This is a genomic window from Nocardioides sp. zg-DK7169 (genome assembly GCF_013155365.1).
Lineage (GTDB): Bacteria > Actinomycetota > Actinomycetes > Propionibacteriales > Nocardioidaceae > Nocardioides.
The window spans coordinates 270,902-290,718 of record NZ_JABJRA010000004.1 but is presented as its reverse complement, the minus strand read 5'-3'; the positions used below and the strand labels follow the sequence as shown (position 1 = coordinate 290,718).

Genomic DNA, 19,817 nt, shown 5'->3' with positions numbered 1-19,817 from the left:
GGCATTGTGCACCGAGCACCGGTCAGGCCCGGGAGCGACCGGGGCGTCAGTCGGGATCGATGTCGGGCTCGTCACGACCGGCCTGCGCCAGCTCCTCGCGCACCACGGAGAACGCCAGGCCCGAGGAGTAGCCCTTGCGCGCCAGCATCCCGACCAGGCGCCGGGTGGCGGTCTGGTCGTCGACCCGGGACAGCGAGCGGAGCTTCTTGCGCACCAGCCGGCGCGCGGCCTCCTCCTCGTCGTCGGGGTCGATCTCGTCCAGCGCGTCGCGGGCGACCTCGTCGTCGACGCCCTTGCGGCGCAGCTCCTGGGCCAGGGCACGGCGCGCCAGCCCCTTGCCGGGCTGGCGGCTGGCGATCCAGGCCCGCGCGAACGCCTCGTCGTCGATCAGCCCGACCTCCTCGAAACGGTCGAGGAGACGGGTGGCGATCTCGGTCGGGACCTCCTTGGCCGCGAGCTTGTCGCCCAGCTCCTTGCGGGTGCGCGCCTGCCCGGTCAGCTGGTCGAGCAGGATCTTGCGCGCCACCGCCTCGGGGTCGGCGGGCGGACCGAGGGCGACGGTGTCCTCGGGGGGAGCCGAGGATCGCGAGCGGCGCCCGCCGGTCGTACGCCGCGAGCCCGCGCCGCGCCTGCGGGCGGGGCGCTCGTCCTCGCGCACGGGCTCCGGGGCGGGAGGGGCGGACGCGCGCTGGGTCCACGCGTCCACACCTGCGGAGACGTCACCGAGCCACGACGGCGGCGGCCGGTCCTCCCTCACACAGCACCCCCTCGGTGATGCGAGCCTGCCGGGATCAGAAGTCGTCGACCCCGACCGGCTCGGCGGCGGCACCGGCGTCGGCCTCGACGCTCGGGATGACGCCGAGCTTCTCGAGGATGCGCTTCTCCAGCTCGTTGGCCAGGTCGGGGTTGTCCTGGAGGAACTTGCGGGAGTTCTCCTTGCCCTGGCCGAGCTGGTCGCCGTCGTAGGTGTACCAAGCGCCGGCCTTGCGGACCAGACCCGCCTCGACGCCGACGTCGATCAGACCGCCCTCGCGGCTGATGCCCTTGCCGTACATGATGTCGAACTCCGCCTGCTTGAACGGCGGGGCGACCTTGTTCTTGACCACCTTGACGCGGGTGCGGTTGCCGACCATGTCGGTGCCGTTCTTCAGCGTCTCGATGCGGCGCACGTCGAGGCGCACCGAGGAGTAGAACTTCAGCGCGCGACCACCGGTGGTGGTCTCCGGCGAGCCGAACATGACGCCGATCTTCTCGCGTAGCTGGTTGATGAAGATCGCGGTGGTGCCGGAGTTGTTGAGCGCACCGGTCATCTTGCGCAGCGCCTGCGACATCAGGCGCGCCTGCAGACCGACGTGGCTGTCGCCCATCTCGCCCTCGATCTCGGCACGCGGCACGAGCGCGGCCACCGAGTCGATGACGATGAGCGACAGCGCACCGGAGCGGACCAGCATGTCGGCGATCTCCAGGGCCTGCTCACCGGAGTCGGGCTGGGAGACCAGCAGGGCGTCGGTGTCGACGCCGAGGGCCTTGGCGTAGTCGGGGTCGAGCGCGTGCTCGGCGTCGATGAAGGCGACGATGCCGCCGGCGGCCTGGGCGCTGGCCACGGCGTGCAGGGCGACGGTGGTCTTACCCGACGACTCCGGGCCGTAGATCTCGACGACCCGGCCGCGGGGCAGGCCACCGAGGCCGAGGGCGACGTCGAGCGCGATCGACCCGGTGGGGATCACCTCGAGCGGCGCGCGCGTCTCGTCGCCCAGGCGCATGACCGAGCCCTTGCCGAAGGACTTCTCGATATTGGCGAGCGCGGCGTCCAGGGCCTTCTCGCGGTCTCCACCAGCCATGTCAATCCCCATCTGATCGTCGTGTGTCAGGTACGTCTTCGACGCTAGAGCGAGCCACCGACAACGCCTGATCAGCGCGTCGCGACTGTGGACGACCTCGCCCGGCGTCGTACCTGTGGACACACCCTAGCCCGAACGTCTGTTCGAGCACACACGTCGGGTCGGCGTGTCGCGCCTCAGCGCTCGCGCGCGGGCAGGTCGAGCGCCTGCCAGACCGCTGCCCACACCTGCTTGGGGGACACACCGGCGGCGAGCGCCTCGCTCGCGGTGCGACCGCCGAGGTCCGCCATCACGAACTGGTCGGCCCACACCCGGCAGTAGCCGGCACCGAGGGCCTGCTCCATGCGCGCCCAGAACTCCGTGTGCCTCATGCGCCCACCGTAGAACAGCGCGCCCAGCCGGGCCGCCGGTGCTCCCCCGTGCTGCCCGGGCTCACTGCAGGAGCAGCCGCTCCAGGCGCCGGCGCACCACGACCAGCCCGACCACGCCCATCACCAGCAGGTAGACCACGGAGACCGCCGACGCGGAGGTGACCGAGCCGGTGACCAGCTCGCGGCAGAGCACGACGCCGCGATAGAGCGGGGTGACCTCGACGAGCCAGCGCGCCCACGGGTCCAGCGCGGTGATCGGGAAGAACGTGGCCGAGAACAGGAACAGGGGCAGCTGCACCAGGGTGATCTTGTCGAAGTCCTGCCAGGACTTCAGGTAGGTCGTGAGCGCCATGCACACGGCGCTGAACGCAAAGCCGATCAGCAGCGCGGCCGGCAGCGCCAGCAGCGCCCACCAGGAGTGGACCAGCCCCATCAGCGCCATCACCACGAGGAAGGCCGCGGAGTAGCTGCTCCCCCGCAGCTGGCCCCAGGCGATCTCGCCGCGCGCGACGTCGATGCTCCTCAGCGGGGTGGCCAGCATCTGGTCGTAGAGCTTCTGGTGGCGCAGCTTGAAGAAGACGTTGAACGTCGAGTCCATCAGCGCGCCGTTCATCGCCGACGCGGCCAGCATGGCGGGGGCGACGAACTCGGCGTACGGGATGGGCTCGCCGTTGAAGTCGAAGGTGTCGATCAGCTGCCCGACGCCGATGCCGATCGAGAGCAGGTAGAAGAAGGGCTCGAGGAAGCCGGTGAGGTAGAGCTTCCAGGCCTTCTTGTAGGTCAGGTAGTTGCGCAGGACCAGCAGGCCGACCGCCTCGACGGGGCCGAGCGGGGAGCCGGCGGCGGGAGTCCCCGGGGCCACGGGGTTCGTGGCGCTCACGAGACCATCCGTCGCCGCAGGCCGGAGACCGACCAGAACCAGCCCAGGACGCACAGCACCAGCAGCACCAGCGTGTTCACCCCGGCCAGCCACCAGGTGACGTGGTCGAGCGCGAACATCCGTGACAGGTTCACGCCCTGCCACAGCGGGGTGAGCCGCGCCGCCCACGCGCCCGCCTCCCCCAGGTTGGAGACCGGGAAGAAGGCGCCGGAGAACAAGAAGAGCGGGAAGACCCCGAGGCGGAACATCACGCCGAAGCCCTCCTCGGAGCGCAGCCGGGCACTGACGCCGTAGACGAGGGTGGCGAAGCACATGCCGACCAGCACCTGGGCCAGGAACGCCGCGATCGCGCCCCACCAGGTCGCGAAGACCCCGAACGGCGCCAGCACCAGGTTGTAGACCGCGCAGGTGGTCGCGAGGCGCACCGCCACGAAGCCCAGGTGGGCGGCGACGACGTGCTGGACCTGCAGCGGCGTGGCGAGCATGGAGTCGTAGACCCGCTGCCACTTGATCATGCCCATCACCGGGTAGGTGGTCTCGCTGACCGCGGTCTGCATCGCGTGGGCCGCGATCAGGCCCGGCACCACGAACGCCAGGTAGGAGTCCGCGCCCTCGAGGGTCTCGGGGTCGCCCGCGATGAAGCCGCCGAGCACGACGCCCATCGCGACGACGTAGAGCAGCGGGGAGAGGAAGGAGGAGACCACCGAGCCCTTCCAGGTGCGCCGGACGACCACCATCCAGTAGTCGACCTGGCGGCGCACGCCCTCGGCGAGCGGGAGGTCCCCGGAGGCGGGGCCACGGCCGGCCCCCGCGTCGGCGGGCCGCGGCGCGGCGCGGGAGATCTCGGAGGGGTCCATCAGTCCACCAGGGTGCGGCCGGTGAGGCGCAGGAAGACGTCCTCGAGGCTGGAGCGGCGCACCAGCGTGGCCACCGGGCGCAGCCCGCGCTCGTGAACCTTGGCGACGACCTCCTCGCCGTCGTCGCCGTAGACCAGCAACCGGTCGGCGAGCACCTCCACGCGCTCCCCGAGGTCGGCGACCTTCTCCGCGAGCGCCTCGTGGCCCTGGTCGGTCTCCGCGACCCCGAAGCGCAGCTCGGCGACCTCGCGGGTGGAGTGGGTGCGGATCAACGCCAGCGGGGAGTCCTCCGCGACGATCACGCCCTTGTCCATGACCACGAGCCGGTCGCAGAGCTGCTCGGCCTCGTCCATGTAGTGGGTGGTGATCACCAGCGTCACGCCCGCCTGCTTGAGCCGGAACAGCCGGTCCCACAGCACGTGGCGGGCCTGCGGGTCGAGCCCGGTGGTCGGCTCGTCGAGCAGCAGCAGGTCGGGGCTGTTGACCAGCGAGCGCGCGATGGTGAGGCGGCGCTTCATCCCGCCGGAGAGGTCCTCGACCAGCGCCTCGGCCTTGTCGGTGAGCTGCACGAACTCCAACAGCTCCTCGACCCGGTCGCGCACCTCGGCCTTGGGCAGCCCGAAGTAGCGACCGTAGATGTAGAGGTTCTCGCGCACGTTGAGCTCGGTGTCGAGGGTGTCCTCCTGGGGGCAGACACCGAGGCGGGCCCGGATCGCGGGGCCGTGGGTCGCCGGGTCGAGCCCCAGGATGCGCAGCTCGCCCCCGGTCACGGGCGAGACCGCGGCGATCATCCGCATCGTGGAGGACTTGCCGGCGCCGTTGGGCCCCAGGAACCCGAAGGCCTCCCCGCGGTGGACGTCGACGTCGACGCCGCGGACGGCCTCGAAGTCGCCGAAGGACTTGCGCAGGCCGCGGGCACGGATCATGACGTCGGTCTCGGGCACGCTGAGCACTGTAGGTGTGACCTGCCCCGTTCGGCGTCCTCATCGCCCCCGGACACGCCACACTGCGACCGGTGACCCCGACCGCGCTCCTGCTGGCCCTCGCCGCCGCGCTGGTGCACGCCGTCTGGAACCAGGTCCTGGCCGGGTCGGCCAACCCGGCGGCCCGATCCGCGGTGGGGATGCTCGTGGCCTGCGTCGTGGCCGTGCCGCTCGCCGTGCCCGGGTGGCGCTGGGAGCCCGAGGTCTGGCCGCTGGCCGCCGCCTCCGCCGCGTGCGAGCTGGCCTACTTCGTCGCGCTGTCCGCGGCGTACCGCGTGGCGCCGCTGGGGGTGGTCTACCCGGTCGCCCGCGGGAGCGCGCCGGTGCTGGTGCTGCTCGTCGGCTGGCTCACCCTGGGCCAGGCCGTCGCGTGGTACGCCGCGGTGGGGGTCGCGCTGGTGGTGGCCGGGGTCCTGCTGGTCCGGGGACCCGGGCGCGACGTGCGGCTGCGCCACGTGCTGCTCGCGGTGGGGATCGGCGCCTGCATCGCGGCGTACACGCTGCTGGACAGCCTGGCGCTCGAGCACGCCTCGCCGGTGGCCCTGCTGGTGGTCGTGCTGGGGGCGACCGCGCTCGTCCAGGCGGGCGCGATCGCGAGCCGCACCGGGGTGGGGACGCTGCTGGACGCGACGCTGCGGGGGCCGGACGCGTGGCGCACCCTGGTCGCGGGGTTCGGCATCCTCGGCGCCTACGGCCTGGTCCTGCTCGCCCTGACCGAGTCCCCGGCGGCGCCGGTGGCCGCGGTGCGCGAGACCAGTGTCGTGATGGTCGTCCTGCTGCTCGCGCTCACCGGTCGCGAGCGGCTCACCGCCACCCGGCTGGCCGGCGCGGGCGCCGTGGCGGCCGGGGTGGCGCTGGTCGTGCTGTGAGCCGGGACCCCGGTGTCGGTGCCGTGGGAGAGGATGGCGACATGGCAGCGACACCGACCTCCGGCGGCGGGGCAGAGGCAGGCGCGCGGGCGGCCCTCGAGCGGTTCCGCCCGGCCACGCGCACCTGGTTCGAGGCCGCGTTCGCCAGGCCCACCCCGGTGCAGGTCGCCGCCTGGGAGGCGATCGCCGCCGGGCGCCACGCCCTCGTCGTCGCCCCGACCGGCAGCGGCAAGACCCTGAGCGCGTTCCTGTGGTCCCTCGACCGGCTGCTGCACACCGCCCCGCCGGAGGAGAAGCAGCACCGCTGCCGGGTCCTCTACATCTCCCCGCTCAAGGCGCTCGCGGTCGACGTCGAGCGCAACCTGCGCGCCCCGCTGGCCGGCATCCACCACACCGCCGAGCGGCTGGGCGAGGCAGTCACACCGGTACGGGTCGGGGTCCGCTCCGGCGACACCCCGGCGGCGGAGCGGCGCAAGCTCGTGAGCGCCCCGCCGGACATCATGATCACCACCCCCGAGTCGCTGTTCCTGATGCTGACCTCCCAGGCGCGCGAGTCGCTGCGCGGTGTCGAGACGGTGATCCTCGACGAGGTGCACGCGGTCGCCGGCACCAAGCGCGGCGCCCACCTCGCGATCACCCTGGAGCGTCTCGACGCCCTGCTCGCCCGCCCCGCGCAGCGCGTCGGCCTGTCCGCGACCGTGCGACCGCTGGAGGAGGTCGCCCGGTTCCTCGGCGGCACCGCGCCGGTGGAGATCGTCGCGCCGCCCGCGGTCAAGGAGTGGGACCTGCGGGTGGTCGTGCCGGTCGAGGACATGACCGCCCCCGAGGAGGTGGACCCCGACGGCGACGGCGACCCCCAGCGCGCCCAGTCGATCTGGCCGCACGTCGAGGAGCGGGTCGCGGACCTGATCGCCCAGCACCGCTCGACCATCGTCTTCGCCAACTCCCGCCGCCTTGCCGAGCGGCTCACGGCGCGCCTCAACGAGATCGCGACCGCGCGTGCGACCGGGCTCTCGCCCGCCCGGGTGCCTGCCCAGCTCATGGCGCAGTCCGGCTCCACCGCCACGGCCCTCGCACCGGACCCCGACCAGCCGACGGTCGTGATCGCCAAGGCCCACCACGGCTCGGTGTCGAAGGAGCAGCGCGCGCTGATCGAGGACGACCTCAAGCGCGGCCGGCTCCCTGCCGTGGTGGCCACCAGCAGCCTCGAGCTCGGCATCGACATGGGCGCCGTCGACCTCGTCGTGCAGATCGAGTCCCCGCCGTCGGTCGCGAGCGCGTTGCAGCGGGTCGGGCGCGCCGGCCACCAGGTCGGCGAGGTCTCGCGCGGGGTGCTGTTCCCCAAGCATCGCGGCGACCTCGCGCAGACCGCCGTCGCCGTGGAGCGCATGCGCACCGGCGCCATCGAGTCGCTGCGGGTGCCGGCCAACCCGCTCGACGTGCTGGCCCAGCAGGTGGTCGCCACGACCGCCCTGGAGGCCTGGTCGGCCGACGACCTCTACGACCTGGTGCGCCGCAGCGCGCCGTTCACCCGCCTGCCGCGCTCGGCGTACGACGCGGTGCTCGACCTGCTGGCCGGGCGCTACCCCTCCGACGAGTTCGCCGAGCTGCGCCCCCGCATCGTGTGGGACCGCGTGACCGGCATGCTGACCGGGCGCCCGGGCGCCCAGCGTCTCGCCGTCACCAGCGGCGGCACGATCCCGGACCGCGGCCTGTTCGGCGTCTTCCTGGTCGGCGGGGAGGGCCCGGGCCGCCGGGTCGGCGAGCTCGACGAGGAGATGGTCTATGAGTCGCGCGTCGGCGACGTCTTCGCCCTCGGCGCGACCAGCTGGCGCATTGAGGACATCACCCACGACCGGGTGCTGGTGACCCCCGCCCCGGGCGTGCCCGGGCGGCTGCCGTTCTGGAAGGGCGACTCGCTCGGCCGTCCGGCCGAGCTCGGCGCCGCCATCGGCGCGTTCACCCGCGAGCTGGGCTCCGAGCTCCCCGAGACCGCCCGGGCCCGCGCCCGCGCGCAGGGCATGGACGAGTGGGCCGCCGACAACCTCGTGACCTACCTGCACGAGCAGCTCGAGGCCACCAACGTCCTGCCCAGCGACCGCACCCTGCTCGTGGAGCGCTTCCGCGACGAGCTCGGCGACTGGCGCCTGGTCATCCACTCCCCCTACGGCACCCCGGTCCACGCCCCGTGGGCGTTGGCGATCAACGCGCGCCTGCGCGAGCGCTACGGCACCGACGGGCAGGCGGTCGCCTCCGACGACGGCATCGTGATCCGGATCCCCGACACCGACGCGGAGCCGCCGAGCGGCGACGTCATCGTCTTCGAGCCCGGCGAGATCGAGGACCTCGTGACCACCGAGGTCGGCGGCTCGGCGCTGTTCGCCGCGCGCTTCCGTGAGTGCGCGGCCCGCGCGCTGCTGCTGCCCCGCCGTGACCCCGGGCGCCGCTCGCCGCTGTGGCAGCAGCGCCAGCGCGCGGCCGCGCTGCTGGAGGTCGCGGTCAAGTACCCCTCGTTTCCGATCGTCCTGGAGGCCGTGCGCGAGTGCCTCCAGGACGTCTACGACCTGCCCTCGCTGGTGGCGCTGATGCGCAGCGTCGAGCGCCGCGAGACCCAGGTCGTCGACGTCGCCACCCACGCCCCGTCCCCCTTCGCCCGCACCCTGCTGTTCGGCTACGTCGCGCAGTTCATGTACGAGGGCGACTCCCCCATCGCCGAGCGCCGCGCCGCCGCGCTCTCGCTCGACCAGGGCCTGCTCGCCGAGCTGCTCGGGCGTGCCGAGCTGCGCGAGCTGCTCGACCCCGACGTCCTCGCCGAGGTGGAGGCCGAGCTCCAGCGCCTCGCCCCCGACCGGCGCGCCCGCGACGCCGAGGGGCTCGTCGACCTGCTGCGCGGGCTCGGCCCGCTCTCGCTCGCCGAGGCCGGCGCCCGCTGCGTCGACGGTGCCGACGTCGAGGACTGGCTTGCCGCCCTCGCCGGGGCGCGCCGCGTCGTGGAGGTCCGCGTCGGCGGCGAGGAGCGCTGGAGCGTCATCGAGGACGTCGCCCGGCTGCGCGACGGCCTCGGGGTCCCGGTGCCGCCGGGGACCCCCACCGCGTTCACGGACCCGGTCGAGGACCCGCTCGCCGACCTGGTCTCGCGCCACGCCCGCACCCACGGGCCGTTCACCACCGAGCAGGTCGCGGCCCGCCTGGGCCTGGGCGCGGCCGTCGTACGCCACACCCTCGAGCGGCTCGCGGCGCAGGGGCGCGTGCTCGACGGCGAGTTCCGCCCCTCCGGGGCGGGCCAGGAGTGGTGCGACGCCGAGGTGCTGCGCCGGCTGCGTCGCCGCTCGCTGGCCCGGCTGCGCCAGGAGGTCGAGCCGGTCGAGCCGGCCGCGCTCGCGCGGTTCCTCCCCGTCTGGCAGCACGTCACCGCCGCCGGCACCGGGCGCGGCGGGCTGCGCGGGGTCGACGGCGTGCTCGCCGTGCTCGACCAGCTCGCGGGCTGCGCGGTCCCGGCGAGCGCGTTGGAGCCGCTGGTGCTCGCCTCCCGGGTCCGCGACTACGAGCCCGCCCACCTCGACGAGCTGACCGCGACCGGCGAGGTGGTGTGGGCCGGGCACGGCGCCCTGCCCGGCTCCGACGGCTGGGTCTCCCTCCACCTCGCCGACCGGGCCCACCTGACGCTGCCCGAGCCGACGCCGTTCGAGCACGCCGAGCTGCACCAGGCAGTGCTCGACGCCCTCGCGCCGGGCGGCGCGTGGTTCTTCCGCCAGCTCGCCGACGCGGTCGGCTCCACCGACGACGCGGCGCTGAGCGCCGCCCTGTGGGACCTCGTGTGGGCCGGGCGGATCAGCAACGACACCCTGACCCCGCTGCGCGCGCTGGTGCGCGGCGGCACCCCCGCACACCGCACCCGCCGGCCCCCGCCGCGGCTGCGGATGGCGAGCACGACCGGAGGCCGCTCCCGGATGCCGGCGCGCACCGGACCGCCCCAGGCGGCCGGACGCTGGGCGTTGCTGCCCGAGCTCGACCCCGACCCGACCCGGCGCGCCCACGCCGCGGCCGAGGGGCTGCTGGAGCGTCACGGCGTGGTGATCCGCGGGGCGGTGGTCGCCGAGCGGTTGCCGGGCGGCTTCGCGGCGGTCTACAAGGTGCTCTCCGCGTTCGAGGACTCCGGGCGCTGTCGCCGCGGCTACTTCGTCGAGGGGCTCGGCGCCGCCCAGTTCGGCACCGCAGGCGCGGTCGACCGGCTGCGCACGTTCTCCTCCTCCGAGGACGGATCCGCACCGTCCCGCACCGCCCTCGCGCTCGCCGCGACCGACCCCGCCAACCCCTACGGCGCCGCGCTCGCCTGGCCCGAGGCGCCCGAGTCCGCCACCGAGCGCGGCCACCGGCCCGGGCGCAAGGCGGGCGCGCTGATCGTCACCGTCGAGGGCCGCCTGGTCCTCTACGTCGAGCGCGGCGGGCGCACCCTGCTCACCTGGAGCGAGGACCCCGACGACCTCGGCCCGGCCGCCCAGGCACTCGCGGGCGCCGCCCAGCGCGGCGCGCTCGGGCGCCTCACCGTGGAGAGGGCCGACGGCACCCAGCTGCTGGGATCCGGGCCGACCCCGCTGCGCGAGGCCCTCCAAGCCGCGGGCTTCGTGGCCACGCCGCGCGGGCTGCGCCTCGACTCGCGGGCCGGGGGTCGCTGACGTGCCCGAGGGCGACACCGTCTACCGCGCCGCCCGGCTGCTGGACCGCTCGCTCAGCGGCCAGCTGCTGACCGCGAGCGACCTGCGGGTTCCCCGCCACGCCACCGCGGACCTCGCCGGCGGGGAGGTCGTGGAGACCGTCTCGCGGGGCAAGCACCTGCTCACCCGGGTCAGCGGGCCCGGCCCCGGGGAGCGCTGGACGCTGCACACCCACCTGAAGATGGAGGGCGCCTGGCGGGTCTACTCCCCCGGCCAGCCCTGGCGCCGCTCCGCCCACCAGGCGCGCGTCGTGCTGCGCACCGACCGCACGGTCGCCGTCGGCTTCTCCCTCGGCGTGGTCGACCTGGTGGAGACCGACCGCGAGGAGGAGCTGGTCGGCCACCTCGGCCCGGACCTGCTGGGCCCGGACTGGGACGAGGACGAGGCGTTGCGCCGGCTGCTCGCGGACCCCGGGCAGCCGCTCGTCTCCGCGCTGCTGGACCAGCGCAACCTCGCGGGCATCGGCAACATGTACGCCGCCGAGCTGTGCTTCGTCTCCGGCATGCACCCGCGCACGCCCGTCGGCGAGGTCACCGCGCTGCCGCGGCTGGTACGGCGCGCGAAGCAGATGCTGGAGCTCAACAAGGAGCGCGCGACCCAGTCGACGACCGGCAACCTGGCCGAGCGGGAGCGGATGTGGGTCTTCCGCCGCGACCGGTCATTGTGCCGGCGCTGCGGCACGCCGATCGTGGTGGCGATGACCGGCCCCGCCGGGCGCGAGCGCGCGACGTACTGGTGCCCGCGCTGCCAGCCGGAGCCGGACGCCGGCTGAGCGGCGAGCGGGTGTCAGGCCGCGGAGGCGACGACGTCGCCGTGCGCGGCGACGCGGGTGGGTGCGACCGGGATGCGAGGCGCGGCCATGGCGGCCTCCTCGAGGGCCACGGCATCGGAGACCTCGCGCAGGACCGCGGACAGCGGGACCTCGAGCGCGGTGCACAGCGAGGCGAGCAGCTCGGAGGAGGCCTCCTTCTGGCCGCGCTCGATCTCGGAGATGTAGCCGAGACTGACCCGGGCCTCGGCGGAGACCTCGCGCAGGGTCATCCCACGCTGCATCCGCTGGTCGCGGAGCACGTCGCCGAGGAGCCGTCGAAACAGCACCATGTGGGATCCCCTTTCCGTTGCTGTGTGGCCCAACGCTACCCGAGCCTCTCTTCTTCCCTGCCGAGGATGTCGGCAAGCGCCGACAGTGCCTCGTCGCAGGTGCGCTCGGTCACCTCTCCGCGCTCGCCCGGCAGGTCCAGCGCGACGGCCTCCACCAGGCCGGGCCCGGCGATGCCGACGAAGACCGTGCCCGGCTCCTTGCCCTCCTGCTCGGCCGGCCCGGCGACGCCCGTGGTCGCCACGCCGTACGACGCCCCGGTGAGCGCCTTGACCCCGGACGCCATCGCGCGGGCGCACTCGGCCGAGACGACGCCGTGCTCCTCCACGATCCGGTCGTCGACGTCGAGCAGCGTCTGCTTGAGCGCGGTCGCGTAGGTGACCACCCCGCCCAGGTAGGTCTCGGAGGCCCCCGGCGTCTCGGTGAAGCGGACGGCGAGCTGGCCCCCGGTCAGCGACTCGGCGGTGGCCACGGTGTGCCCGCCGGCCCGCAGCAGCAGGTGCACCTTCTGGGAGAGAGTCAGCTCGTCGCGTGCCATGCCCGCATCGTAGGGGGCGCCCACAACGCCGAGGGCCGGCTCGCAGGGCATCCCTGCGAGCCGGCCCCCTCACGCACCGAGGACGACCCTCAGCCGCGGCCGCCCTGGGACCGCGGGGCACGCACGACCCGGACCTGGTGGACGGCGCGGGCCGCGCGGACCCGGTCGTTGCCGGAGTAGCGGACCACGACGCGCACGGTGCCCGGCGCGAGCCGGCCCAGCCTGACCTTCGCGACACCGCCCCGGTTGACCTTCGCCTCGAGCGTGCGGCCGCGCAGGCGCACGGTCACGGTGCCCTTCGGCGAGACCTGCCCCGCGCGGACCCGGACCTGCAGGCGCACCACGGAGCGACCGGCGACGGCCTTGCGGGGCGTGTGCTTCACGTTGACCCGCGGCGTCACCTTCACGACCCGGTCGGCGACCAGGTCCAGGCCGACCACGACCGGGTCGTGGTCGGAGGAGCGGTACGGCGACGCCTCGTGGAAGTCGGTCGGGTGGGTGTTGAACCGGCTGTACTCGAAGGCGATCGACTCCGGCGCGTTGATGTTCCACACGTCGACGCCGGTGGTGCTGGCGAGCGCCGCGTCGTTGGCGAGCACGTGGTCCAGCGAGCCCACGAGACCGGAGAAGGAGTAGGAGTACTCCTCGTTGCCCGACGCCGTCTCGACGTTGGTCCAGCCGGCGTCGTACAGCACCTGCAGCGGGTCCTCCATGGCGTAGGAGTTGAAGTCGCCGAGCAGCAGCGTCGCCTCGACCCCGGTCGCCTCCTGGACGCCCGGCAACCAGGCGGCGAGCGCCTCGGCCTGCGCGACCCGGTCGGGGTTCGCCGAGCCCTGGCCGGTGCCGTCGTCGACGCCGGAGCCCTTGGACTTGAAGTGGTTCACCACGACGAGCACCGGCTTGCCGCCAGCACGCAGACGGAACGCCTGCGCGAGCGGCTCGCGGGCGTTGCCGAACGCCTCCCCGTCACCGCTGAGCGCCCCGAGCGCCCGCGACGGGCCGACCCGGCGCACGGCGTCGGTGCGGTAGATGACGGCGTTGGTGATCACGTCCTGCTCCTCGAGCGCCGGCAGGTCGCTCGAGGACGGGTTCGCCGCCCAGACGTCCTCGCCCAGCGCCTCGTTGAGAGCGGCCACCAGGCTCTCGGTGGCCTCGTCGGGCTCCTCGCCCAGGACGGCGGAGTTCTCGATCTCCATCAGGCCGACCACGTCGGCGTCGAGGGCGTTGATCGCGGCGACGATCTTCTCCTGCTGGCGGGCCAGGTCGGCGGGGTCCCAGGCGCCGCGCTGGGCGCAGCCGCCGCGCACGTTGTTGCCGTCGCCGTCGCGGTCCAGGTAGGCCTCGCACGGGGGCGTGCCGTCGCCGACGTTGTCGTCGTCGGCGTCCCCGAGCGTGGTGAAGTAGTTCAGCACGTTGAACGCCGCGACCTTCACGTCCGGCGTGCCGTCGGCGGAGAGCAGCTTCTCGTCCGGGGCGTCGGTGCGGGTGTTCTCGAACGTCGCCGGCGAGCCGGCCACGCCGGGCCCGACCGGCGCCGTCGGCTGGAAGCGGTACGTCGGGGCGGACGGCGAGCCGCCCTCGGTGAGGATCACCGGCGCCACGAACGCGGTCGCCGCGCCGACCCGCACCGGGGCCTCCGCGTCGACGTAGGCCGGGCTGAGCGCGGACCCGCCCGCCGACGTGTAGTCCACCGAGGAGGCGTCGTCGAGGACGATCGCCCGCGCCGCGTTGTCCGCGACCACGGCGGCGACCGCGGCGGTGTCCTGCGCGTCCGCGACCTGGGTCGGCTGCACCAGCGGGGTCGTGCCCCGGGCCAGGCCGACCTCGCCGTAGCGGTTGGTGGAGTAGGTGTCGGAGACGGTGAACGGGCCGGTGGGCAGCACGAGCATGCCCTCCAGCGCCTCCTTGGCGGCGGCGGACGCCGGCCACTCGCCGGTCACCGGCGCGAGCGGGGCCCCTTGGCCCACGACCGTGACGTCGGAGCTCGCGTCGCCGATGCGCACCTGGGTCGCCCCGGCGTACTCCTCGACGGTGCCGGTGACCTCCACGCGGTCGCCGGGCCGCACCTCGACCGTGCCCGCGCCGCGCGGGTAGTAGACGAAGACGCCCTGCGAGGCCGTGGCCGGGCCGCTCTGCGCTCCCCCGCTGCCCTCCTCCTGGACGAAGAAGCCGAAGAGGCCCGACGGGTAGGCGGCGGTCACGACGCCGGACGTCGTCACCCGACGGCCCGCGACCGGGGAGGTCGCACCGTCGCCCTGGATGGCGGAGATGGTGAGCGTCTCCGGCTCCGGCTCCGGCTCCGGCTCGGGGTCCGGGACGCCGGCGGTGCCCTCGGGCGACGGGGCGGCCGGGGCGTGGTCGACGGAGTTGTCGTCGGTGTCGGTGCCCGTGCGGGTCGCCGACGTGGTGTTGGAGATCGCGGACGTCGCCCGGGTCTCGAAGGTGTTGCTGTCGACGCCCACCAGGTCGAGGACGCCGGGGGTGCCGACGACATCGCCCGCCGGCGGGTTCAGCGGCTCGGTGCCCTGTGCCAGCCAGACGGTGAACCGGCTGCCGCTCATCGCGATGCTGCCGGTCGCGTCCGGGGTGGGCAGCGCCTGGGTGCCGCCGGTGCCGGCGGCCTGCTGGACCAGGTAACGCCCGCCCGCCGGGACGGTGCCGCTCAGCGGGGTCACGCCACTGGCGGCCGCGACCGAGGCGTTGCTGCGGTACTGCACGGAGAGCCCGTCGACCGAGATCGGGGCGTCGGTGGGGTTGTGCAGCTCGATGAAGTCGTGGGTGTAGGTGGCGCCGCTGTTGCCGCCGCCGCCGTACGCCTCACTGATCACCAGACCGGAGCTGGCCGTGGTGGCGCTGGCGGGGCTGACGGCGTACGCCGCGAGGCCGGTGACGGCGACCGCGAGGGCCGCGGTCGCGGCGACCGCGCGGCGGGGGCCGCGTCGTGCTGGGGTCATGGGGGGACCTTCCATGGGGAGGGAAGAGGGTGTGGGTGTGCGACGAGGGGCCCGCCCACGCGGACGGACCCCTCGACGGACGCGGAGGATCAGCGGCGGCGTGCGACCTGGACCTTGACGGTCCGGGTGGCGCGCTTGGTCAGCTCGTCGCCGGTGTAGACGACCTTGACCTGCCGGGTGCCGGCGTTGCGGAACGGCGCGATGCGGACCTTGCCCTGGCCGCGGGCGTTGAGCTTCACGTCGTAGCCCCGGCCACCGGCGCGGACCTTGACGGTCCCGGCGGCGGGACGCCCGGCGGTGGCGACCTTGACCTTCACCAGCACGCGGGTGCGGGTCGCGAAGGCCTTGCGCGGCGTCGCGCTCACGGTGAGGCGGGCGGCCGTCTTCGGGGCCCGCGCGATCGCGACCTCGACGGTGGTCCCGCTGGGCTGGGCGACGAGGGTCAGGGTCCCCCCGGCCGCGCGGACCGGCAGGTCGAGCGGGACGCGCGCGGCGCCGTCGACGACCGGCACCTCACCGGCGTCGCCGGTCTCGGTGCCCTTGGTCCAGCTCACGCTGAGCGTCGTGTTGGCGGGGCTGCCGAGCGAGGTGAGGTCGAGGTTCGCGACGTCCAGCGCGCCGGAGCGGCCGGCGACCGCGTCGCCCGAGACGACGACCTGCTGGCGGGCGTAGTCGGGCGTGATCGGCGACTGCGCGGAGAGGTAGTCGCGCCACAGCTCGGCGTCGAGCAGGCCGGTGTCGGTCATGTCGCCCTGCGTGAAGGCGCGGAAGTTGTCGCCACCGGCGGCGAGGAACGACAGCGTCGAGACGGTGTACGTCGCGCTCGGCTCGACGAGCTTGCCGTCGATGCGGATCGAGGTGACCCGGTCCCCCTCCTCGCGAGCGGGGTCGGTGGTCACGCGGACGTTCTCGGACAGGCCGAGCTGGAGGTAGGGCCGCGACGGGACGGTGCCGTCGGGGTTGCGCTGCCACTGCTGCTCGAGCACCTCGTCGAGCTCGGCGCCGGTCAGGTCGACGGTGGCCACGGTGTTGCTGAACGGGAGCACCGCGTTGGCCTCGGCGAAGGTCACCACGCCGTCGGCGTTGGCGGGGTTGGCGGAGGTGTCGCCCGCGAAGAGCAGGTCGGCACGCAGGCCGCCGGGGTTGGTGATGCCGAGGTCGACCTCGGTGATGCCGGACATCCCCTCCCACAGCGCGTTGGCGACCAGCCCACCGAGGGTGGACTCCGATGCACGGTCGTCACGCACGCCGTTGGCGAACGCGGTGGTGATGTCGGCGGTGATCTCCGCGACCGGCTCGTTGCCGACCTCGGCGGCCCGCGCCAGGGCGGCGTCGACGATCCTCTTCACCTCGGCCACGCGGGGCAGGGTGAGGTCCTCCGCGGCGACCCGGGCCACGTTGGTGGCCTCGTGGGCGGTGACCTCACCGGTCTCGGGGTCGACGCTCAGCTCGATGCGACCGATGTTGGCACCGTAGGAGCCGGTCTGGACGATTGGGCGGGTGCGGTCGGTGCCGGGGACCGGCGCGGTCCAGGCGTACTCCTTGTGGGTGTGCCCGGTGAAGATCGCGTCCACCTCGGGGCTGGTGTCCTCCACGATCGCGGCGAAGGCGCCGCCCGCGGCGATCTCCTCCTCCAGCGTGGCGCCGTCGGGGGTGCCCGCCCCGGCGCCCTCGTGGAACTCCGCGACGAGCACGTCGGCCTCGCCGTTGCTCTCGTCGCCGTCGCTGAGCTCGGCGGCCACCCGGTTCACTGCCTCGACGGGGTCGCCGAAGGTGAGGTCGGCGATGCCGGTCGGGGTGACCAGTGCGGGGGTCTCCTCGGTGACCACGCCGATGACGCCGACGCTGACGCCCGCGACCTCGAAGACGTCGTACTGCTGCAGGGCCGGGGTCTCGGTGCCCTGCTCGTAGACGTTGGCGCCGAGGTGGGTGAAGTCGGCGGCGTCCGCGACGCGGCCGGTCAGGTCGGCGAACCCGCGGTCGAACTCGTGGTTGCCGACCGCCGTGGTCGCCAGCTCGAGGGCGTTGAGCACCTCGATCGTCGGCTGGTCCTGGGCGAGGCTCGAGGCGAACAGCGAGGCGCCGATGTTGTCACCGGCGGACAGCAGGAGGGTGTTGTCCTCCCCTGCCTGGGCACGGACCTGCTCGACGGTGGTCGCGAACTTCACCGTGTCGGCGTCGATGCGGCCGTGGAAGTCGTTGATGTTGAGCAGCGTGATGTCGACCGGGTCGGCCGCGTGGGCAGCCGGCGCGACGAGCGCGAGGGAGGAGGCGGAGACGGCGAGCACCGAGAGTGTCGCGAGGCTGCGACGCGCGTTCAGAGACCGTGCGGATGAGGCCACGATGAACCTTTCTGGGGACTGGGAGGCAGCAACCTAACCCGGTCCAGACATCCCGGTGTGTCGTGGCGATGAACGCGGGACGACGCTCGTGCGACGCCGAGGACGTGCAGCGCAGCAGATCCCGTGGGCGATGCCCACGGGATCTGCGGTGATCGGCAGCGCGCCCCCAAAGGACGCGCCTTTTGTCGTCAGGTCTCGCTCTTGCCGGACGGCGCCGTCGTCGTTCCAGTCGAGCGGAAATTTTACCTAGCGGCCCCGCGCAGCTCGTGGCGCTGGCGCCACACGCCGCGGAAGAACTCGAAGCCGGACCAGAGCGTGAGGACGACCGCGACGGCCAGGCAGGCCTGGAAGGCGTAGAAGAGGACCTCGCCGGGCGCCTCGGCCCAGGAGGGCAGGTCCGGGTCGCGCAGCGGCAGCACCAGACCGCCGAGGGCCAATGCCTGGAAGGTCGTCTTCAGCTTGCCGAGGTCGGCCGCGGCGATCACGACGCGCTTCAGCACCGAGAGCCGCAGCAGGGTGACGCTCCACTCGCGCAGCAGCACCACGATCGTGACCCACCACCAGACGTCGCCCACGATCGAGAGACCGATGAACGCCATGCCGGTGATCGCCTTGTCCGCGATCGGGTCGGCCACCTTGCCGAAGTCGGTGACCAGGTTGTGCTTGCGCGCCAGGTCGCCGTCGATCTTGTCGGTGATCATCGCGACCACGAACAGCGCCCAGGCCACGAGACGCCAGGTGATCGAGTCGCCGCCGTCCATGAGCAGCGCCCACCCGAAGAACGGCACCATCACGATGCGCAGGGTGGTCAGCACGTTCGGCACGTTGAGGTTGCTCGGGCGTGCCCCGACCTCGGTCATCGGCCGGCTCCGGTCACCGGGACGGCGACCAGGTCGACGCCGTCGGTCGAGACCACGCGGGCCCGGACCAGGTCGCCGACGCGGGCGACGAACGGGAGGTCCTCGAGGTACGTCGTACCGTCGACCTCGGGGCCCTGGTGGGCCGCGCGGCCGGCTACCTCGCCGTCCTCGACGGACTCCACGAGCACCTCGACCTCCTCGTCGATGCGCTCCTCGGCCCGCTGGGCGTTGAGCTCCTCGACCAGGGCGGTCACGTGCTCGGTGCGGGCGCGGACCTCGTCCTCGTCCAGCTTGCCGTCGTAGCCGGCGGCCTCCGTGCCGTCCTCGTCGGAGTAGCCGAAGACGCCGGTGACGTCCATGCGCGCGGCGACCAGGAAGTCGCAGAGGGTCTCGAGGTCGTCCTCGGTCTCGCCGGGGAACCCGACGATGACGTTGGAGCGCACCCCGGCGGTCGGCGCGAGCGTGCGCACCCGGTCCAGCAGCCCGAGGAAGCTCTCGGGGTCGCCGAAGCGACGCATCCGGCGCAGCACCGCAGCGCTGGCGTGCTGGAAGGAGAGGTCGAAGTAGGGCACGACGCCCGGGGTGTTGGCGATCGCCTCGACCAGCCCGGGCCGGGTCTCGGCCGGCTGGAGGTAGGAGACGCGCACCCGGTCGACCCCGTCGATGGCGGCGAGCTCGGGGAGCATCGTCTCCAGCAGGCGCAGGTCGCCGAGGTCCTTGCCGTACGACGTGGAGTTCTCGCTGACGAGGAACAGCTCGCGCACGCCCTGCTCGGCGAGCCACTGCGCCTCGGACAGCACGTCGGAGGGGCGGCGGCTCACGAAGGAGCCGCGGAAGCTGGGGATGGCGCAGAAGGAACAGCGGCGGTCGCAGCCGCTGGCCAGCTTGAGCGGGGCCATCGGGCCCCCGTCGAGGCGGCGGCGCAGGCCGCGCGGGCCGCTCGCCGGGCCCCCGACACCGAGGTCGCCGGTGGTGGCGACCGCGTGGCCGGGCACGCTGACGGTCTCCGCGGACCGCTCGGTCGGCGAGATCGGGAGCAGGCGGCGCCGGTCCTGGGGCGTGTGCGGGTGGTGGGTCTCCCCCGCCACGATCGCGCGCAGCCGCGAGGCGATGTCGGGGTAGTCGTCGAAGCCGAGGACCGCGTCGGCCTCGGGCAGCGACTCGGCCAGGTCCTTGCCGTAACGCTCGGCGAGGCACCCGACGGCGACGACGGCCTGGGTACGGCCGGTGCCCTTGAGGTCGGCGGCCTGCAGCAGGGTGTCCACCGAGTCCTTCTTGGCGGCCTCGACGAACCCGCACGTGTTGACCACGACGGTGTCGGCGTCCTCGGGGTCCTCGACGAGGGTGAAGCCGCCGGCCTCGAGGCGGCCGGCGAGCTCCTCGGAGTCGACCTCGTTGCGGGCGCAGCCGAGCGTCACCAGGGCGACCGACAGGGGCGTGGGCGTGGCGTCAGGGCGCGCTGTGTCAGGGAGGGTCATGGCGTTACCGAGTATGACGCCTCGATGGCG

15 protein-coding genes are annotated in these 19,817 nt (G+C 73.8%); 3 read left to right on the top strand and 12 right to left on the bottom strand.

Annotation, left to right across the window (positions count from 1 at the left end; genetic code table 11):
* Positions 1-46: 46 nt before the first annotated feature.
* The 6 genes from HOQ23_RS21500 to HOQ23_RS08325 all read right to left on the bottom strand — a co-directional run bounded on the left by HOQ23_RS21500 (position 47) and on the right by HOQ23_RS08325 (position 4,875).
* The gene (locus HOQ23_RS21500) at positions 47-757 is read right to left on the bottom strand and encodes a regulatory protein RecX (RefSeq protein WP_172213676.1); all 711 of its coding nucleotides are present in this window, start codon (positions 755-757) and stop codon (positions 47-49) included.
* Positions 758-791: 34 nt separating this feature from the next.
* Complete coding sequence (gene recA, locus HOQ23_RS08345) at positions 792-1,841, bottom strand: recombinase RecA (protein ID WP_172213674.1); 1,050 nt, start codon at positions 1,839-1,841, stop codon at positions 792-794.
* Positions 1,842-2,017: 176 nt separating this feature from the next.
* The gene (locus tag HOQ23_RS08340; protein WP_172213672.1) at positions 2,018-2,212 is read right to left on the bottom strand and encodes a DUF3046 domain-containing protein; all 195 of its coding nucleotides are present in this window, start codon (positions 2,210-2,212) and stop codon (positions 2,018-2,020) included.
* Positions 2,213-2,273: 61 nt separating this feature from the next.
* A complete protein-coding gene (locus tag HOQ23_RS08335) occupies positions 2,274-3,092 on the bottom strand; it encodes an ABC transporter permease (protein ID WP_367650426.1) in 819 nt (272 codons plus the stop codon).
* The gene (locus HOQ23_RS08330) at positions 3,089-3,949 is read right to left on the bottom strand and encodes an ABC transporter permease (RefSeq protein ID WP_172213670.1); all 861 of its coding nucleotides are present in this window, start codon (positions 3,947-3,949) and stop codon (positions 3,089-3,091) included. Before HOQ23_RS08330 ends, HOQ23_RS08335 begins: the two co-directional genes overlap by 4 nt.
* On the bottom strand, positions 3,949-4,875 hold the full coding sequence (locus HOQ23_RS08325) for an ABC transporter ATP-binding protein (RefSeq protein ID WP_172213888.1): 927 nt from the start codon (positions 4,873-4,875) through the stop codon (positions 3,949-3,951). Before HOQ23_RS08325 ends, HOQ23_RS08330 begins: the two co-directional genes overlap by 1 nt.
* A gap of 89 nt (positions 4,876-4,964) precedes the next feature.
* On the opposite strand from HOQ23_RS08325, the gene HOQ23_RS08320 reads away from it, so the two are divergent.
* The 3 genes from HOQ23_RS08320 to HOQ23_RS08310 are packed head-to-tail and all read left to right on the top strand — an operon-like array spanning position 4,965 to position 11,288.
* The gene (locus tag HOQ23_RS08320) at positions 4,965-5,801 is read left to right on the top strand and encodes an EamA family transporter (RefSeq protein WP_172213668.1); all 837 of its coding nucleotides are present in this window, start codon (positions 4,965-4,967) and stop codon (positions 5,799-5,801) included.
* Positions 5,802-5,842: 41 nt separating this feature from the next.
* Positions 5,843-10,477 carry an ATP-dependent helicase gene (locus HOQ23_RS08315; RefSeq protein ID WP_172213666.1) on the top strand — a complete coding sequence of 1,545 codons (4,635 nt, stop codon included), beginning with the start codon at positions 5,843-5,845 and terminating at the stop codon, positions 10,475-10,477.
* 1 nt (position 10,478) lies between these two features.
* Positions 10,479-11,288: an Fpg/Nei family DNA glycosylase gene (locus HOQ23_RS08310; RefSeq protein ID WP_172213664.1), complete on the top strand. Its 810-nt coding sequence runs from the start codon at positions 10,479-10,481 to the stop codon at positions 11,286-11,288.
* 14 nt (positions 11,289-11,302) lie between these two features.
* On the opposite strand, the gene HOQ23_RS08305 is transcribed toward HOQ23_RS08310, so the two are convergent.
* The 6 genes from HOQ23_RS08305 to rimO all read right to left on the bottom strand — a co-directional run bounded on the left by HOQ23_RS08305 (position 11,303) and on the right by rimO (position 19,742).
* Positions 11,303-11,617: a helix-turn-helix domain-containing protein gene (locus HOQ23_RS08305; protein ID WP_172213662.1), complete on the bottom strand. Its 315-nt coding sequence runs from the start codon at positions 11,615-11,617 to the stop codon at positions 11,303-11,305.
* Between the two features lie 35 nt (positions 11,618-11,652).
* Entirely contained in the window at positions 11,653-12,153 is a 501-nt protein-coding gene (locus tag HOQ23_RS08300) for a CinA family protein (RefSeq protein ID WP_172213660.1), read from the bottom strand.
* Positions 12,154-12,242: 89 nt separating this feature from the next.
* Positions 12,243-15,107 (bottom strand): ExeM/NucH family extracellular endonuclease, encoded by a 2,865-nt coding sequence (locus HOQ23_RS08295; RefSeq protein ID WP_172213658.1) that lies wholly within the window; start codon positions 15,105-15,107, stop codon positions 12,243-12,245.
* An 89-nt stretch (positions 15,108-15,196) separates the two neighbouring features.
* Positions 15,197-17,395 carry a 5'-nucleotidase C-terminal domain-containing protein gene (locus HOQ23_RS08290; protein WP_216653913.1) on the bottom strand — a complete coding sequence of 733 codons (2,199 nt, stop codon included), beginning with the start codon at positions 17,393-17,395 and terminating at the stop codon, positions 15,197-15,199.
* 296 nt (positions 17,396-17,691) lie between these two features.
* The gene (gene pgsA / locus HOQ23_RS08285) at positions 17,692-18,309 is read right to left on the bottom strand and encodes a CDP-diacylglycerol--glycerol-3-phosphate 3-phosphatidyltransferase (protein WP_172213656.1); all 618 of its coding nucleotides are present in this window, start codon (positions 18,307-18,309) and stop codon (positions 17,692-17,694) included.
* A complete protein-coding gene (rimO, locus tag HOQ23_RS08280) occupies positions 18,306-19,742 on the bottom strand; it encodes a 30S ribosomal protein S12 methylthiotransferase RimO (protein ID WP_216653947.1) in 1,437 nt (478 codons plus the stop codon). Before rimO ends, pgsA begins: the two co-directional genes overlap by 4 nt.
* Positions 19,743-19,817 lie beyond the last annotated feature (75 nt).

Bases quoted from the DNA above. Each gene is read 5' to 3' on its own strand.
- recA (WP_172213674.1), bottom strand. From the start codon at position 1,841: ATGGCTGGTGGAGACCGCGAGAAGGCCCTGGACGCCGCGCTCGCCAAT.
- HOQ23_RS08340 (WP_172213672.1), bottom strand. From the start codon at position 2,212: ATGAGGCACACGGAGTTCTGGGCGCGCATGGAGCAGGCCCTCGGTGCC.
- HOQ23_RS08330 (WP_172213670.1), bottom strand. From the start codon at position 3,949: ATGGACCCCTCCGAGATCTCCCGCGCCGCGCCGCGGCCCGCCGACGCG.
- HOQ23_RS08325 (WP_172213888.1), bottom strand. From the start codon at position 4,875: ATGATCCGTGCCCGCGGCCTGCGCAAGTCCTTCGGCGACTTCGAGGCC.
- HOQ23_RS08315 (WP_172213666.1), top strand. From the start codon at position 5,843: ATGGCAGCGACACCGACCTCCGGCGGCGGGGCAGAGGCAGGCGCGCGG.
- HOQ23_RS08305 (WP_172213662.1), bottom strand. From the start codon at position 11,617: ATGGTGCTGTTTCGACGGCTCCTCGGCGACGTGCTCCGCGACCAGCGG.
- HOQ23_RS08300 (WP_172213660.1), bottom strand. From the start codon at position 12,153: ATGGCACGCGACGAGCTGACTCTCTCCCAGAAGGTGCACCTGCTGCTG.
- HOQ23_RS08295 (WP_172213658.1), bottom strand. From the start codon at position 15,107: ATGACCCCAGCACGACGCGGCCCCCGCCGCGCGGTCGCCGCGACCGCG.
- pgsA (WP_172213656.1), bottom strand. From the start codon at position 18,309: ATGACCGAGGTCGGGGCACGCCCGAGCAACCTCAACGTGCCGAACGTG.